This window comes from Hydrogenophaga sp. PAMC20947 (genome assembly GCF_004795855.1).
GTDB lineage: Bacteria > Pseudomonadota > Gammaproteobacteria > Burkholderiales > Burkholderiaceae_C > Hydrogenophaga.
This window is the reverse complement of record NZ_CP039252.1, coordinates 880,338-893,702: the sequence shown is the minus strand read 5'-3', so window position 1 is coordinate 893,702 and position 13,365 is coordinate 880,338. Positions and strand designations below refer to the sequence as shown.

General features: G+C 61.5%; 16 protein-coding genes. 6 read left to right on the top strand and 10 right to left on the bottom strand.

All coding sequences use genetic code 11. From position 1 onward, the window contains the following. The first annotated feature begins 19 nt into the window (after positions 1 to 19). The 4 genes from E5678_RS04090 to E5678_RS04075 are packed head-to-tail and all read left to right on the top strand — an operon-like array spanning position 20 to position 3,318. Positions 20 to 1,666 (top strand): ATP-binding protein, encoded by a 1,647-nt coding sequence (locus E5678_RS04090; RefSeq protein ID WP_136177341.1) that lies wholly within the window; start codon positions 20 to 22, stop codon positions 1,664 to 1,666. Next, positions 1,653 to 2,045: a response regulator gene (locus E5678_RS04085; RefSeq protein ID WP_168708483.1), complete on the top strand. Its 393-nt coding sequence runs from the start codon at positions 1,653 to 1,655 to the stop codon at positions 2,043 to 2,045. Before E5678_RS04090 ends, E5678_RS04085 begins: the two co-directional genes overlap by 14 nt. Before the next feature lie 27 nt (positions 2,046 to 2,072). Continuing rightward, positions 2,073 to 2,699, top strand: a complete 627-nt coding sequence (locus E5678_RS04080; protein ID WP_136177339.1) for a chromate transporter — start codon at positions 2,073 to 2,075, stop codon at positions 2,697 to 2,699. Between the two features lie 22 nt (positions 2,700 to 2,721). Next, positions 2,722 to 3,318 carry a chromate transporter gene (locus E5678_RS04075; RefSeq protein WP_136177338.1) on the top strand — a complete coding sequence of 199 codons (597 nt, stop codon included), beginning with the start codon at positions 2,722 to 2,724 and terminating at the stop codon, positions 3,316 to 3,318. Between the two features lie 34 nt (positions 3,319 to 3,352). Here the strand turns inward: E5678_RS04075 and E5678_RS04070 are convergent, their stop codons facing one another. From E5678_RS04070 to E5678_RS04050, 5 genes are all read right to left on the bottom strand, one after another. After that, complete coding sequence (locus tag E5678_RS04070) at positions 3,353 to 4,591, bottom strand: Yip1 family protein (RefSeq protein ID WP_136177337.1); 1,239 nt, start codon at positions 4,589 to 4,591, stop codon at positions 3,353 to 3,355. Between the two features lie 146 nt (positions 4,592 to 4,737). Beyond that, on the bottom strand, positions 4,738 to 5,088 hold the full coding sequence (locus tag E5678_RS04065) for a hypothetical protein (RefSeq protein WP_136177336.1): 351 nt from the start codon (positions 5,086 to 5,088) through the stop codon (positions 4,738 to 4,740). Then, positions 5,085 to 5,825 (bottom strand): NAD-dependent protein deacylase, encoded by a 741-nt coding sequence (locus E5678_RS04060; RefSeq protein WP_136177335.1) that lies wholly within the window; start codon positions 5,823 to 5,825, stop codon positions 5,085 to 5,087. The genes E5678_RS04065 and E5678_RS04060 overlap by 4 nt, the downstream gene beginning before the upstream one ends. Next, positions 5,825 to 6,571 (bottom strand): 23S rRNA (guanosine(2251)-2'-O)-methyltransferase RlmB, encoded by a 747-nt coding sequence (gene rlmB / locus E5678_RS04055; RefSeq protein WP_136177334.1) that lies wholly within the window; start codon positions 6,569 to 6,571, stop codon positions 5,825 to 5,827. The genes E5678_RS04060 and rlmB overlap by 1 nt, the downstream gene beginning before the upstream one ends. A 20-nt stretch (positions 6,572 to 6,591) precedes the next feature. Beyond that, positions 6,592 to 7,299 carry an ABC transporter ATP-binding protein gene (locus tag E5678_RS04050; RefSeq protein WP_136177333.1) on the bottom strand — a complete coding sequence of 236 codons (708 nt, stop codon included), beginning with the start codon at positions 7,297 to 7,299 and terminating at the stop codon, positions 6,592 to 6,594. Positions 7,300 to 7,371: 72 nt separating this feature from the next. Here E5678_RS04050 and E5678_RS04045 point away from each other — a divergent pair, with 72 nt between their 5' ends. Together E5678_RS04045 and mnmH are read left to right on the top strand one after the other, a co-directional pair. Then, complete coding sequence (locus E5678_RS04045) at positions 7,372 to 7,980, top strand: arylesterase (RefSeq protein WP_247596996.1); 609 nt, start codon at positions 7,372 to 7,374, stop codon at positions 7,978 to 7,980. An 8-nt stretch (positions 7,981 to 7,988) separates the two neighbouring features. Then, positions 7,989 to 9,041, top strand: coding sequence for a tRNA 2-selenouridine(34) synthase MnmH (mnmH, locus tag E5678_RS04040; protein ID WP_136177331.1), 1,053 nt, complete (start codon positions 7,989 to 7,991; stop codon positions 9,039 to 9,041). Positions 9,042 to 9,179: 138 nt separating this feature from the next. On the opposite strand, the gene E5678_RS04035 is transcribed toward mnmH, so the two are convergent. The 5 genes from E5678_RS04035 to E5678_RS04015 all read right to left on the bottom strand — a co-directional run bounded on the left by E5678_RS04035 (position 9,180) and on the right by E5678_RS04015 (position 13,355). Beyond that, entirely contained in the window at positions 9,180 to 9,458 is a 279-nt protein-coding gene (locus tag E5678_RS04035) for a hypothetical protein (protein ID WP_136177330.1), read from the bottom strand. 416 nt (positions 9,459 to 9,874) lie between these two features. Further along, positions 9,875 to 10,057, bottom strand: coding sequence for a hypothetical protein (locus E5678_RS04030; RefSeq protein ID WP_136177329.1), 183 nt, complete (start codon positions 10,055 to 10,057; stop codon positions 9,875 to 9,877). A gap of 47 nt (positions 10,058 to 10,104) precedes the next feature. Continuing rightward, positions 10,105 to 11,298 carry a PLP-dependent transferase gene (locus E5678_RS04025; RefSeq protein WP_136177328.1) on the bottom strand — a complete coding sequence of 398 codons (1,194 nt, stop codon included), beginning with the start codon at positions 11,296 to 11,298 and terminating at the stop codon, positions 10,105 to 10,107. Positions 11,299 to 11,383: 85 nt separating this feature from the next. Further along, the gene (locus E5678_RS04020) at positions 11,384 to 11,908 is read right to left on the bottom strand and encodes a phosphoribosyltransferase (RefSeq protein ID WP_136177327.1); all 525 of its coding nucleotides are present in this window, start codon (positions 11,906 to 11,908) and stop codon (positions 11,384 to 11,386) included. A gap of 55 nt (positions 11,909 to 11,963) precedes the next feature. After that, positions 11,964 to 13,355, bottom strand: a complete 1,392-nt coding sequence (locus E5678_RS04015) for an adenylosuccinate synthase (protein WP_136180623.1) — start codon at positions 13,353 to 13,355, stop codon at positions 11,964 to 11,966. Positions 13,356 to 13,365 lie beyond the last annotated feature (10 nt).

Below are 13,365 nucleotides of genomic sequence, written 5' to 3'. Positions count from 1 at the left end.
CTCTCTACAATGAACGGCCATGCGCATTGCCGATTTACCCGAGAACGAAGAACGGCGCTTGGCCAAGCTGAACAGCCTGGGCATTCTGGACACGTTGCCGCAAAGGGCCTTTGATGACATCACCGCACTCGCCTCGGCGATCTGCGGAACACCCATTGCCCTGATCTCCTTTATTGACAGAGACCGCCAGTGGTTCAAATCAAGCGTGGGCATGGACATAGACCAGACGCCACGCGAAGTGGCCTTCTGCTCCCACGCCATCCTGCATCCAGACGAGGTCATGGTCGTCGAAGACGCCACCCTGGATCCGCGCTTCCACGACAACCCGTTTGTGAGCGAAGACCCCTCAGTCCGTTTCTATGCCGGGGCACCCATCGTCACAGACGATGGATTCGCGCTGGGTGCTGTCTGCGTTGTCGACCGACAATCCCGGCAACTCGACCCATCGCAACTGCAGTCTCTGCGTTCACTCGCCAACCTCGTCGTGACTTTGGTCGCGCATGAGAAGCGGAGCAGAGACGAGCGCCTCGCCCAGTCGGCCGAGGTGAATAGCCGCAACGAATACCTCACGGCGATGACCGCCTCCGGTCTGGACCTGATGTCCTTCGTGGATGCGAACTACATCTACCGCTACGTCAACAAATCCTACCTGCAATACTGGGCGCGAGATCCAAAAGACATCGTGGGCAAAAGTGTGGCCGAGCTCGTGGGCGATGACCTGTTCCAGACAAAGGTCAAGCCCCATTTTGACCGGGCGCTTGCAGGACAGCAGGTGGACTTCGAAGCCACGGTTGATTTTCTGGGCGTCGGCCCACGCCATGTGGAAATCACCTATCTGCCGGCCCGGGACGAAAGCGGCAATATCACGGGCGTCGTGGTGCGCGCCCACAGCATCCACGCGCTGCAGCAAAGAGAAGACCAGTTGCGCGACACCGTGGCGATGCTGGAGCACAAAACGCTGGAGCAAGCGCGTTTCATCCATATCGTTTCACACGACCTGCGCGAGCCCATCAACACCATCAACAACTTCACGTCATTGCTTTCCGGCGACAGCGAACCAGGCTTGTCCGAAAGCGGCAAGCGCTATCTCGCCTTTGTGGCCGCTGGCGGCGAGCGCATGAAGACCCTGCTCGACGATCTGCTGGGTTTTTTGCAACTCGAACACCACGCCGTGGAGAAACAGCGGGTCGACCTGGCCCGCCTGGCCTCAGAGATTCGCGATGATCTGGCTGCCACACTTGCCAGCTCCCGTGGACGCATCGAGTTCGGGCCCCTGCCGGTGGTCTATGGTGAGCCATCGCTGCTGCGAATCGCCCTGCAAAACCTGGTGTCCAACGGCTTGAAGTTCACAGCCGACGGCATTGAGCCCGAGGTCAGGATCGAGGCCGCGATTGAATCTGAACGGGTGGTGATTTCCGTTCATGACAACGGCATCGGCATGGCCCACGATCAGACCCATCGGATCTTCGATATGTTTCAACGCCTGCACACGCGCAAAAAATACAAGGGCACGGGTCTGGGGCTGTCGATTGTTCGGCGTGTGGCCGAATTGCACGGCGGCCAGATCGCCGTCACGTCCGAATCCGGCGGGGGCAGCTGCTTCACACTGACACTGCCAACCGCTCCCCGAGGCACCGAAAAAAGGAATGACCATGAGTCCCTTTGAGCGATTTATCCTGATCGACGACAACGAAGCAGACAATGTTTTCCACGAAATCATGATTCGCCGTGCGGGATTCACAGGCGAAGTGCTGATCTTTGAGAATGGCATCGATGCGCTGAAATGGTTCACCCACGACCTGGACGCCGTGCCGACCTGCGTTTTTCTGGACATCAACATGCCCATGATGGACGGCTTTGAGGTGGCCGAGAACGCCGCTCCCTTGATCGAAAAAAAGCCCACCGTGATGGTGGTGATGCTCACCTCTTCGGGTTCGCCCGCCGACAAGGAACGGGCCCTGACCTTGCCTGTCATCCAAGGCTATGTGACCAAGCCACTGACCTCCGAGCAGGTCAAAGCACTGATGGCCCCGCCGGGCGCTTGACATCGGGCAAGGGCGGATAATTGGCCCATGCCGACCACACCCCCTGTTGCACTGTTGCCTGAACCTCTGCCCCCGCAGAAACCCAGCTCCAAGACCGAACTCTTTCTATCGTTCAACTGGCTGGCGCTGCAGGGTTTTGGCGGTGTGCTCGCGGTGGTGCAACGCGAACTGGTGGAGAAAAAGCGCTGGCTCACCCGCGACGAATTTATTGAAGACTGGGCCGTGGCCCAGATCCTCCCGGGCCCCAACGTTGTCAATCTGGCCATGATGATCGGCGGCCGCCACCATGGTTTGGGGGGCGCCATGGCGGCCTTGATGGGCATGCTGCTGGCACCTTTGGTGATCGTGTTGCTGCTGGCGGTGCTCTATGGCAGTGTGGCCGATACGCCCACGGCCCAAGGCGCACTGCGCGGCATGGGCGCGGTGGCAGCCGGGCTCATCACCGCTACCGGCATGAAGCTCATTGCCACACTGGACAAGAACCCCATGGGCATGGGGCTTTGCATGGCGCTGGCCTTGTTGACGTTTGTGGCCATTGCCATTCTGCGCTGGCCACTCGTCTGGGTTTTGCTGGGCATCGGCGGGGCCGCATGCTTGTGGACCTACCGCCTGTTCCTGCGCCAGGAGCGTCGAGCCAGGAGGGCCTCGGCATGAGCGTTTGCATGAAAGCGTTTGTATGAGCATGGCGCCCCTGGTCTCCAACTGGATCGACCTCTTCAACCACTTCGCCTCACTGTCCCTGCTGGCCGTGGGGGGCGCGATCACCACAGCGCCCGATATGCACCGCTACCTGGTCACCGAACAAGGCTGGCTCAGCGAAGCGCAGTTCACATCTTCCATTGCGCTGTCGCAGGCCGCGCCCGGGCCCAATGTGCTGTTCGTTGCACTGCTGGGGTGGAACGTGGGCCTGAACGCGGGAGGCGGGCCCGGCGTGGGCGGCATGGCCTGGGCGCTGGCCCTGGTGGGCATGGTGGTCACCATGGTGGCCATCATGCTGCCCTCTTCCATCGTGAGCTACAACGCCACGCGCTGGGCCCATGCCAACCGGCATTTCCGCTCGGTTCGCGCCTTCAAGGCCGGCTTGGCGCCCATTGTGATCGCCTTGCTCATGGCCACAGGCTGGCTGCTCATGGCCGCACACGACCAAGCACAGGAAGACTGGCCCCTTTGGCTGCTCGCTGGCGTGGCCACCCTGCTGGTGTGGCGCACCCGCATTCACCTGCTGTGGCTGATTGGTGTGGGCGCGTTGCTGGGGGCTTTGGGCTGGGTCTGAAACGGGAACATCCGCCTCAGCCCTGCCAGTGGTCTCACTTCTCGCGCGTCAGGGCTCCAATCGCGGCCATGTCCATCGAAGCCAAAGCGGCACGCACCGTGTCCATGTCGGCGCCCTGGCTGGTGGCATCCACCAACACGCCGTTGGGCAGCATAATGCTGAGGCTGGCGTGGCTGCCGTCTTTGCGGTATTCCTCTTTGTAAGCGATGCCATCTTTCTTGTAGATGCGCTCCACCTCGTCCGTGGTTTCGCGGTTCACGGTGGAAGAAGCCCAGGCCGCCATGGCCAGGGCCAGCATCTTCGCGGCGCCGATGTCCTGCATTTTGATGTTGATGGACTGGCTGTCTTTCGAATACAGGGCCTCCACACTGGAAAAACTCAGGCCCATGGCGGTGTCGGTGCGCGCTTCGATCGATGTGCGAGGCATTCCAGCCAGGTTTTCGGGCACGAAAGACTGCAGCTTCTCAGGCGCAAAAGGCTTGGCGCCATCGTTGCCCATCGCCGCGCCCAGCATGGCCCCCATGGCCTTGCTGGCAGCATCCTGGTCGCCACTGGCCTGCGCGGCCTCCATCTGCTTGCTGGCTTCTTCCATCTTTTTGCCGGCCTCTTCGAGCTTGGCCGTGTTAATGGAAATCTCGGTGCCCGGCACCTTGATCGAGATGTTGGCGTCGTCGCCACCGGCGCGGCCCATCATGCTGCTGTGCCCGGTGCTGGAGAACATGGCGCTGACCGCACCGAGGATGAGCCCGGCGACAACCCCGCAGACCACGAGCACCGCGGTGTAGCCCACTGCCTTGTCTTCAGGTGCTTTCATCAAGACGGGAATGCCGGTGTAAATCAGGTAGACCGAATACAAAGCGGTCAGCAATCCCAGCATGGACAGCACAGGGAACAAACTGAAAATGCCCCCCACCATGCCAGCTGTTGCGCCGTAAGCCACCAGCTTGAACGCACTGGGCAAGTCTTTTTCGCCTTTAAAAGTGGGGGCCAGCGCATTGGCAATGAGTGCCAGCACATACACCATCACCAGTGACATCACATAGCCCACGACCATGTTCATGAGCCCCGACAAGAACGGTACCCGGATCGTGGTACCGAAGAAGCTCATGCCAATAACACTCATGCCGATGAACGTGGCAATGGCCGGTATCGCGGCGAGGTACACGAGGTAATTGGTGTAAATCGCCTTGACATCCGATGGCTCACCCGCAATGACAGGCCAAGTGACCTTGGGTTTGAGCAAGATGTCTTGAACGCGCTGAATCAGATTCATTGGGGGCTCCTTTGAGGCAATCACGGTACCAACTTGCATTATGTTGCTACACAAGGCAAACGTATTACATTGCGTCCCCTTTATGTGGGACAAATGCGCCAGGGGGTCTCAAGGCCGCCAAGCGGGGCCGAAACGCCGGCAGGGCCTCAGCGAGGGCTTTCAAAAAACACGGTGTTGGTGTAGTCGCTGATTTCGAAATACACCTTCTTTTCACCCGCATCGACGACCATGTTGAGGTTTTCGTCCAGCACGCCGTAACCGTAGCGGTACGCCCGTGCTTGTCCATCATCGGTCCCCAGCGCGGTACTGATCTTGTCCACCTTGATGAATCGGCGCACCAGCTTGTCCCCCGCGTACACCTCCAGCACCCCGTTTGTGCCTGTCCAGTTCTGGATGCCTCGGCTGATCTGGTTCTGCTGCTCTTGGGTACAGGCCGCCAGTGCGAGCAAAGCAATCACCCCGACCATCAGGGACACACGTCGAACAGATGCGTTCATAAAAACTCCTTCAGTAAATAGGGCAGGCAGCGGGCCGAAGGCTCGCGAAGACAAGCATCGGCAATGCTGTCGAGCTCGGTGGGCTCGGGGTTGATCATCACCAGGCGAGCGCCTTGCTGCTGGGCGGCCAATGCCAACCCTGCGGCCGGATACACCTGCCCGGACGTCCCCACAACCAGCATGAGATCACAGTCTGCGACCGCGCTTTCGGCCGCACCCAAAGCATCGGCTGGCAAGTTTTCGCCAAACCACACCACCGCCGGACGGCGCAGATTGCCGCAGGTCGCGCACGCCGGTGGGCGACCGTCCTGGGGCGCCTGGGCCTCACAGCAGGCCCGAGGAGCATCCAGCCAACGGTCTGCCCCCAACGCACCGTGCAAGGCCATCGTGTCGGGTTGGCCAGCGCGCTGGTGAAGTCCGTCCACGTTTTGCGTGATCAGGCTCAAGCGGCCCGGATGGCGTCGGGCAAAAGCAGCCAGCGCCAGATGACCGGCATTGGGCTCGGCCTTCGTGAGCATGGCACGGCGGTGTGCGTACCAATCCCAGACCCGCTCGGGGTGGGCGCGGTAAGCGGCCTCGGTGGCCAGTTCCTGGGGATCAAACTGGGCCCACAATCCGGTTTGCGCATCGCGAAACGTGGGTACGCCCGACTCGGCGCTGACGCCTGCACCCGTCAGCACAGCCACATGGCGCGCCTCGTTGATCCAGACGCGAACCGTATCGCGCCCCATTTCCATCAGAGTCCCCGCTGGCGAAGCGCCTCATAAAGGCACACGCCGCTGGCCACCGACACGTTCAGGCTTTCCACCGCGCCGGCCATGGGAATGCTGACCAATTCGTCACAAGTCTTGCGTGTGAGTTGGCGCATGCCCTCGCCTTCAGCGCCCAACACGAGCGCCGTGGGTCCCTTGAACTCGGCCTGGTAAAGCGTTTTGGGCGCGTCGTCACTGGTGCCCACGATCCAGATGTTGCGCTCCTTGAGCTCGTTCAGGGTGCGCGCCAGGTTGGTCACCATGAAGTACGGCATCGTTTCGGCCGCACCACTGGCCACCTTGGCCACGGTGGCATTGATGCCCGCAGCGTGGTCCTTGGGCGCGATCACAGCGTGGGCCCCGGCACCATCGGCCACGCGCAGGCAGGCGCCGAGGTTGTGCGGATCGGTGATGCCGTCGAGCACGAGCAACAAGGGCGCTATGCCCTGGGCCTCCAAACCTTCAAGCAGTTCATCCAGCGAGTGGATTTGCTCCAAAGCCTGCACCCGAGCGGCCACCCCTTGGTGACCGTGGCTGCCGGCCAGTTTCGCCAGGCGCATGCCATCGGCTTCGATGAGGCGCACGTTGGCCTCTCTGGCCCGATCCAGGAACTGGCGCATACGCGCATCACGGCGGGTGGGCTCGTAGTAAATCTCTACAACGGATTGCGGCGCCGTTTTGAGGCGCACGCCGACGGCGTGGAAGCCGAAAAGCACTTTATGGGATGACATGGGGGGATTATCCCCCGTGATCAGGCCTCGGTTGCGGCCACTTGATCTTCCCGCTCGTCGCCGTCCAACTCGCCCGCCTCAATGGTCAAGCGCCGCTCACAGCGCTGCGCAATCGCCAGGTCGTGGGTCACCAGCACCAACGTGGTGCCCAATTCCCGGTTGAGCTCAAACATCAGCTCCATCACCTTGGCCCCGGTGGCGAAATCCAGACTGCCCGTGGGCTCATCGGCCAGCAACACGGCGGGGCGCACCACAAAGGCCCGCGCCAGCGCCACGCGCTGTTGCTCGCCCCCTGAAAGCACCTTGGGGTAGCTGTTCAGGCGTTCGCCCAGTCCGACCCGTTGCAGCATCTGGGTTGCAACGGCTCGAGCGTCCTTGCGCCCGGAGAGCTCCAGCGGCAGCATCACATTTTCCAGAGCAGACAGGTTGGCCAGCAGCTGAAAGCTCTGAAACACAAACCCCACCTTTTCAGCCCGCAAAGCGGCCCGCTCATCCTCGGTGCGCGTGTACAAATCCACACCACCGATCAGCACCGTTCCCTGGCTGGGGGTGTCCAGACCTGCAATGATGGACAACAAGGTGCTTTTGCCCGAACCCGAGGCACCCACGATGGCCGCAGTCTCCCCTGCTGCCAAGGAGAAATCGATATCGCGCAAAATGGTCAACGTCCCCGTGGAGTCGGTCACCGACTTGAACACGTGTTGCACCTCAATCATCACATCTGACATGGCTTTGGCCAGTAAAGGCTTCGCAAGTTGAAACGACGTCACTTTAACGCCCTGCTCCCCATCGGCTTCGCTCTGGGGTCATTGGCATCGCCCATCACCGCCTTGGCGCAGGCGAAAAACCCCACCATTCTGGTTGTCGGCGATTCGCTGAGCGCTGAATATGGCGTGAAGCGGGGAACCGGCTGGGTCTCGCTGCTGCAAGAAAGATTGCTCGCCGCCAAACGCCCGGAGCGCATGGTCAATGCCGGCATCAGTGGCGACACCACTGCGGGCGGCCGCTCCCGCCTGCCAGCTTTGCTGCGCCAGTACAAGCCCAGCGTGGTCATCATCGAGCTGGGCGGCAACGACGCCTTGCGCGGCATGCCGCTGTCCACGACCCAGGCCAACCTCGCCACCATGGCCCGCGCCAGTCAGGAAGCCGGAGCCGACGTGATGCTCGTGGGCATGGAAATGCCACCCAACTACGGCGCCCGGTACACCCAACAGTTTCGCGATTTGTTCAAAACGGTGGCGAAAGAGGAAAACACCGCCTTGGTGCCGTTCCTGTTGGCCGGCGTGGCCGATCGGCCCGATGCGCTCACGCTGTTTCAGAGCGACCGCATCCACCCCAACGAAACCGCCCAACCCCTGCTGGCCGACAACGTCTGGCCAGCGCTGCAGAAACTGCTTCCGAAACGATAATCCAGCGCATGCCTGTCCATACCCTGCCCGCCGCCGAAGCCCTGCGCCAGCTCGACCAGTTTGAAACCATCATCGACGCCCGCAGCGAAGACGAACACGCGCTCGACCACATTCCGGGTGCGCTCAATTGGCCCACGCTGAACAACGCCGAACGCATCGTCATTGGCACGATGTACAAGCAGGTCAACGCCTTTGAAGCCAAGAAGCGTGGTGCCGCCCTGGCCGCGCGCAACATCGCCGCCCACATCGAGCGGGAACTGATCGAAGCGCCCCGGAACTGGAAGCCCTTGGTGTATTGCTGGCGCGGCGGCAACCGCAGCGGCTCCCTGGCCACCATCCTGGGGGCCATTGGCTTTCATGTCACGCTCATCGAAGGCGGCTACAAAGCTTGGCGCGCGGCGTTGGTAGAAGATCTCCCGTCCCAGGCCCAGCGCCTGCAATACCGCGTGATCTGTGGCCCCACCGGCAGTGGCAAAACCCGCTTGCTGCAGGCCCTGGCCGCCCAAGGCGCACAAGTGCTCGACCTCGAGGCCCTGGCCAACCACCGCAGCTCGGTGCTCGGTCACATCCCCGGCCTGCCCCAGCCCAGCCAGAAACGCTTCGACAGCCTGATCTGGGACGCGCTGCGCAAGTTGGATCCGGCACGGCCCGTATTCGTGGAAAGTGAGAGCAAAAAAGTGGGCAATGTGCGCGTGCCCGACGCCCTCATCAACGCCATGCGCGAAAGCCCCTGCATCGACCTGCAGTTGCCCGACACCGAACGCGTGGCCCTGCTGCTGGAAGATTACGATTTCTTCGTGAAGGACCCCGAGCATTTTTGCGAGCGCCTGCAAGCACTCGTCGAGTTGCGTGGCAAAGCCGTGGTGGATGGCTGGGTCGAGAAGGTCGCGGCCGGGAAAACGCCCGAGGTGGTGCTGGAGCTGCTGACAATGCACTACGACCCCATGTACTCAGCCTCCATCAAACGCAATTTCACGCAGTACGGGCAGGCACAGGCTTGCGTATTGGCAGACCGCTCTGAGGCCTCACTCGACAAAGCGGCTGAATCGCTGTGCCGCTGAGACCTTTGGCTCATCAGTAAGCGTTCGAACCGCCCCCTGCCGCACCTCTTTGGAGCTGTATGAGTCCCGGTGGAAACGGGCAATGCCCACGCCGTCCCCGCCAGCCCGATGCTGCCTCGCAATGGCGCGATCAGCACTTTAGAAACGCCTCCCCGCCCGCTTCCACGCGCGCAGCGATTTGTCCGGCTCTCCGGTGGTCGCCTCCGAGCCCCGCCAATCAAAGCCGACACAGCCACCTTGCATGCCCAAGCCGGTGCCGCTGCGTTTGAGGGTGTTGGGTGCGTGTTGATACGGTTTGGCCTTGACCGAGGTGCGGCCGGTATCGTGGAACACGCTGAACCCCAATGCATTGTTCAAGGCGTAGCGCAGCTCCAGGCTGCCGAGCCGGCCTTCGTCGCCGCGGGCATAGGCGCGCACACCGCCGGGGTCGCCCAGGCTGAATTCTCTGAGCAGTCGAGATTCTTTCTGGCTTGCTGGCCGCGCAGCAAAGCGCTGAAGGTCACGCCTCTGGCGATCGCTTGTTGGCGCTCCAGACCCCCTTGCTGTAGCTGTCTGCGGTCTTGGCCGCCACGGCGTCCAGCTCGGCCGCATCCAGGCTGTCGTTCTCTAGTTTGTCGCTTGTTAGCGCAGGCTGACCAAGGTGATATCGCCTCCCCCGCGGCTGCCTGGCATGGGCCATGCGCGAAGGTGTGGATGCTCAACCAGCCGCCAACAACCACGTGCGAGCGTGGTTGGTGAAATATGCGCCTTGACCTGGCTTGTCGTGGCATGGGCAGCAGAACCAAAACGCCCGATACCGTGTGGCTACTGATTTGCCAACAACGCCTCCAGCGTCAACCGGCCGCTGGGTCTTTCGCAGGCGCCTCTGGAGGCGGTGCCATCGGGTTCTCGATGGGCTCTTCCTGGCCGTCGTCGTAGGGCTTGCCCGCAGCTTTGGCGCGGGCCTTTTCTTCTTTCTTCTTTTTCTTGGCGAGTTCGCGCTGGCGTTTTTCGTATCCGTAATTGGGAGTGGCCAAAACAGTCTTTCTTGAGTAGGTAAATGAATAGGTGAGAAAAAAGAAAATCAGGCGTTGAGTCGATCAAGCGCCTGGGTCAGATCGCCCTGCAAATCTGCAACGGCCTCGAGACCCACCGCGAAGCGGACCAGTCCGCCTTTGTGAGGCCATGGCGCCTTGCGCATGGAAGACACATCGTAAGGCGCGCACAGGCTGATGGGCCCCGCCCAGCTCCAGCCCAGCTTGAAGAGCCGCAAGCTGTCGCAAAAAGCATCAACCCGTGTGGCGTCAAACCGCTCGTCGAACACCACACTGAACAAACAGGCCGCCGCCTTGGCATCGCGTAGCCATGTATCGTGCCCCGGCGACCCCTTCAAAGCCGGGTGCAACACCTGGCTCACGCCTTTTTGGCTCTGCATCCAGGTGGCCAGCGCACGCGTGCTCGCGTCTTGTGCCTGGTAGCGAAGTGCCATGCTGGGCAGGCCGCGCAACACCAGTTCGGTGTCGTTGCCGCTCACACCCAGTCCCAGCCGCATGTGGGTCATGAGCACCTGGCGGTGCAAGTGTTCGTCGCGGGTGACCACCGAACCCATCAGCACATCGGCGCCGCCACTGGGGTATTTGGTCAGTGCCTGCATGGACACGTCCACGCCCGTCTCAAACGCATCAAAGGCGATGCCAGCACCCCAGGTGTTGTCGAGTGCCGTGATAACGGCGCGCGCGCCCTCAGCGCGCTGCCCATTGGCTTGGCGCACCACGGCCACCAAGGCCGGCAGATCCGGGTACTCCAGCGTGATCGACCCGGGAGCCTCCAGCCACACCAGGCGGGTGGATGGCCCGATCTTGTCGGCCAGATCCTGTGGATTCTGCGCATCGTAAAACCGGTGGGTGATGCCCCATGCGGACAATTCGCCGCTGGCGAATGACTTGTTGGGGCCGTAAGCGTTGTCGGGGATCAGCAGTTCTTCGCCCTGGCGCAAAAACGCCATGTCCACCAAAGACACGGCCGACAGCCCGCTGGGCGCCAGCACGCAGTGCAAGCCGCCCTCGAGCGTGGCTATGCGTTCTTCCAGAACAAACGTCGTGGGCGTGCCATGCAAACCGTAGGTGTAGCCACTTTTGTCAACCCATTCCTGCGTGCGCAAGGCGTGCACGTTGGGAAAAATGACGGTCGATGCTTTGTGAACGCCCGGTGCGACGGCGTCAAAGCCCGCAGGTGCGCGGTAGGGGTGGTGAATGAGATTGGTGGAGAGTTCGCTCATGGATAGCAGGCTTTCAATGGGTCATGCCCACCCTGAAGCCTACCGCATGAGGAAACCCGCAGAAAAACAGCGCGTTCGAGCTCGCTCAAAGCTGCCACTTTTCCAGCAATTCTGCTGGGCGCAGGTTGTCGTAGCTTTCAAAAGGCTGGTGGATCCACGGGTTGGTCGGCAGGTGTTCGACCGAATAGTCGGGCGTAAAAGTGGACAGCTCTTTGGTCCAGATCACGGCACTGCGCAACTCGGTGATGGGTTTGTAGCTGGTCTTGAGCTGCCCGATGACGGTATTGAGCGTCTTGCCCGAATCGGCCAGATCGTCCACCAGCAGGACTTTGCCTGCAATCTCCCCTTTGGGCGTGGTGATGTAGCGCGCGATGTCCAGGCTTCCCTGCTCCGTGCCAGCATTGGCCCGGTAGGAGCTGGTGGACATGATGGCCAGCGGCACATCAAAAATGCGCGACAGGATATCACCCGGGCGCATGCCGCCCCGCGCCAGACACAGAATGGTATCGAATTCCCAACCCGACTGGTACACCTTGAGGGCCAGCTTTTCGATCAGGTTGTGGTACTCGTCGTAAGAGACGTAGAGGTGTTTGCCGTCTTCGGTCAGCATGAGAGCTCCGGGTGGGATGCGGTTAGGGGATTCTGCACGAATACGGTGGCCATCATCAAGCCGGTGCGTGGTAGGGGTGGCTCAACAGTATGGTGTGGTCCCGGTCTGGACTCGTCGACACCACGTGAATCGGCACGCCCGTGGTCTCTTCGATGCGTTTCAGGTAACGGCGCGCGTTCTCTGGCAGCTTGTCGTAGTCGGTCACACCCACGGAAGAATCACTCCAGCCCGGCATGACTTCATAGATCGGCTTGCAACGCGAAATATCGTCGGCCCCCATGGGCAAGATATCGATGATTTCGCCATCGAGCTCATAGCCGGTACACAGCATCAGCTCTTTCAGGCCGTCCAGCACATCCAGCTTGGTGATGCACAGGCCGGTCAGGCCGTTGACCTGCGCCGAGCGTTTGAGCAACGCCGCATCAAACCAGCCGCAGCGGCGGCTGCGACCGGTGGTCACACCCTTCTCGGCACCCACCGTGGCCATGTGCCAGCCGGGTGTGCCCTCTTTCTCCCAATCCAGTTCGGTGGGAAACGGACCACCGCCCACACGCGTGCAGTAGGCCTTGGTGATGCCCAATACGTAGTGCAACAAGCCTGGCCCCACCCCAGCACCGGCAGAGGCGTTGCCCGCCACGCAGTTGCTGGAAGTCACAAACGGATAGGTGCCGTGATCGATGTCCAGCAGAGTGCCCTGGGCACCTTCGAACAACAGGTTCACTCCTTCTTGATGCGCTGCATTGAGCTCACGCGACACGTCAGCAATCATGGGCTTGAGCAGCTCGGCTTGCTCCATGGCTTCGGTATACACCGCCTCAAACTGAATCGCGCCATCTTTCATGTAAGCGGCCAGCTGGTCGTCCCAGACCATGTCGCCTGCATGCAGGTAGGTCAGTAGCACATGGTTGTGCAGCGCCAGCAACTCGCGCAACTTCGTCGCAAACCGCTCAGGGTATTTCAAGTCCTGCACACGCAATGCGCGGCGGGCAATCTTGTCTTCGTAGGCCGGGCCGATGCCGCGGCCCGTGGTGCCAATTTTTTCCGTGCCCGCCTTGACTTTGGCGGCCTCGCGCGCGATGTCGATGGCCGCATGGAACGGCAGAATCAACGGGCAAGCTTCGGAGACCCGCAGGCGCGAGCGGACTTCCACGCCGGCCTTCTCCAGCCCGGCAATCTCTTCAAACAGTTTGCCCACCGACAGCACCACACCATTGCCGATGTAGCACTTCACGCCGGCGCGCATGATGCCGCTGGGAATCAGGTGCAATGCGGTTTTCACGCCGTTGATCACCAAGGTATGACCGGCGTTGTGGCCGCCCTGAAAACGCACCACGCCTTGAGCGGTTTCGGTGAGCCAGTCGACCAGTTTGCCTTTGCCCTCGTCGCCCCATTGGGTGCCCACCACGACCACGTTGCGCCCTGGAACCACGGCGCTTTTGCTGTTCATCATCTGCTGT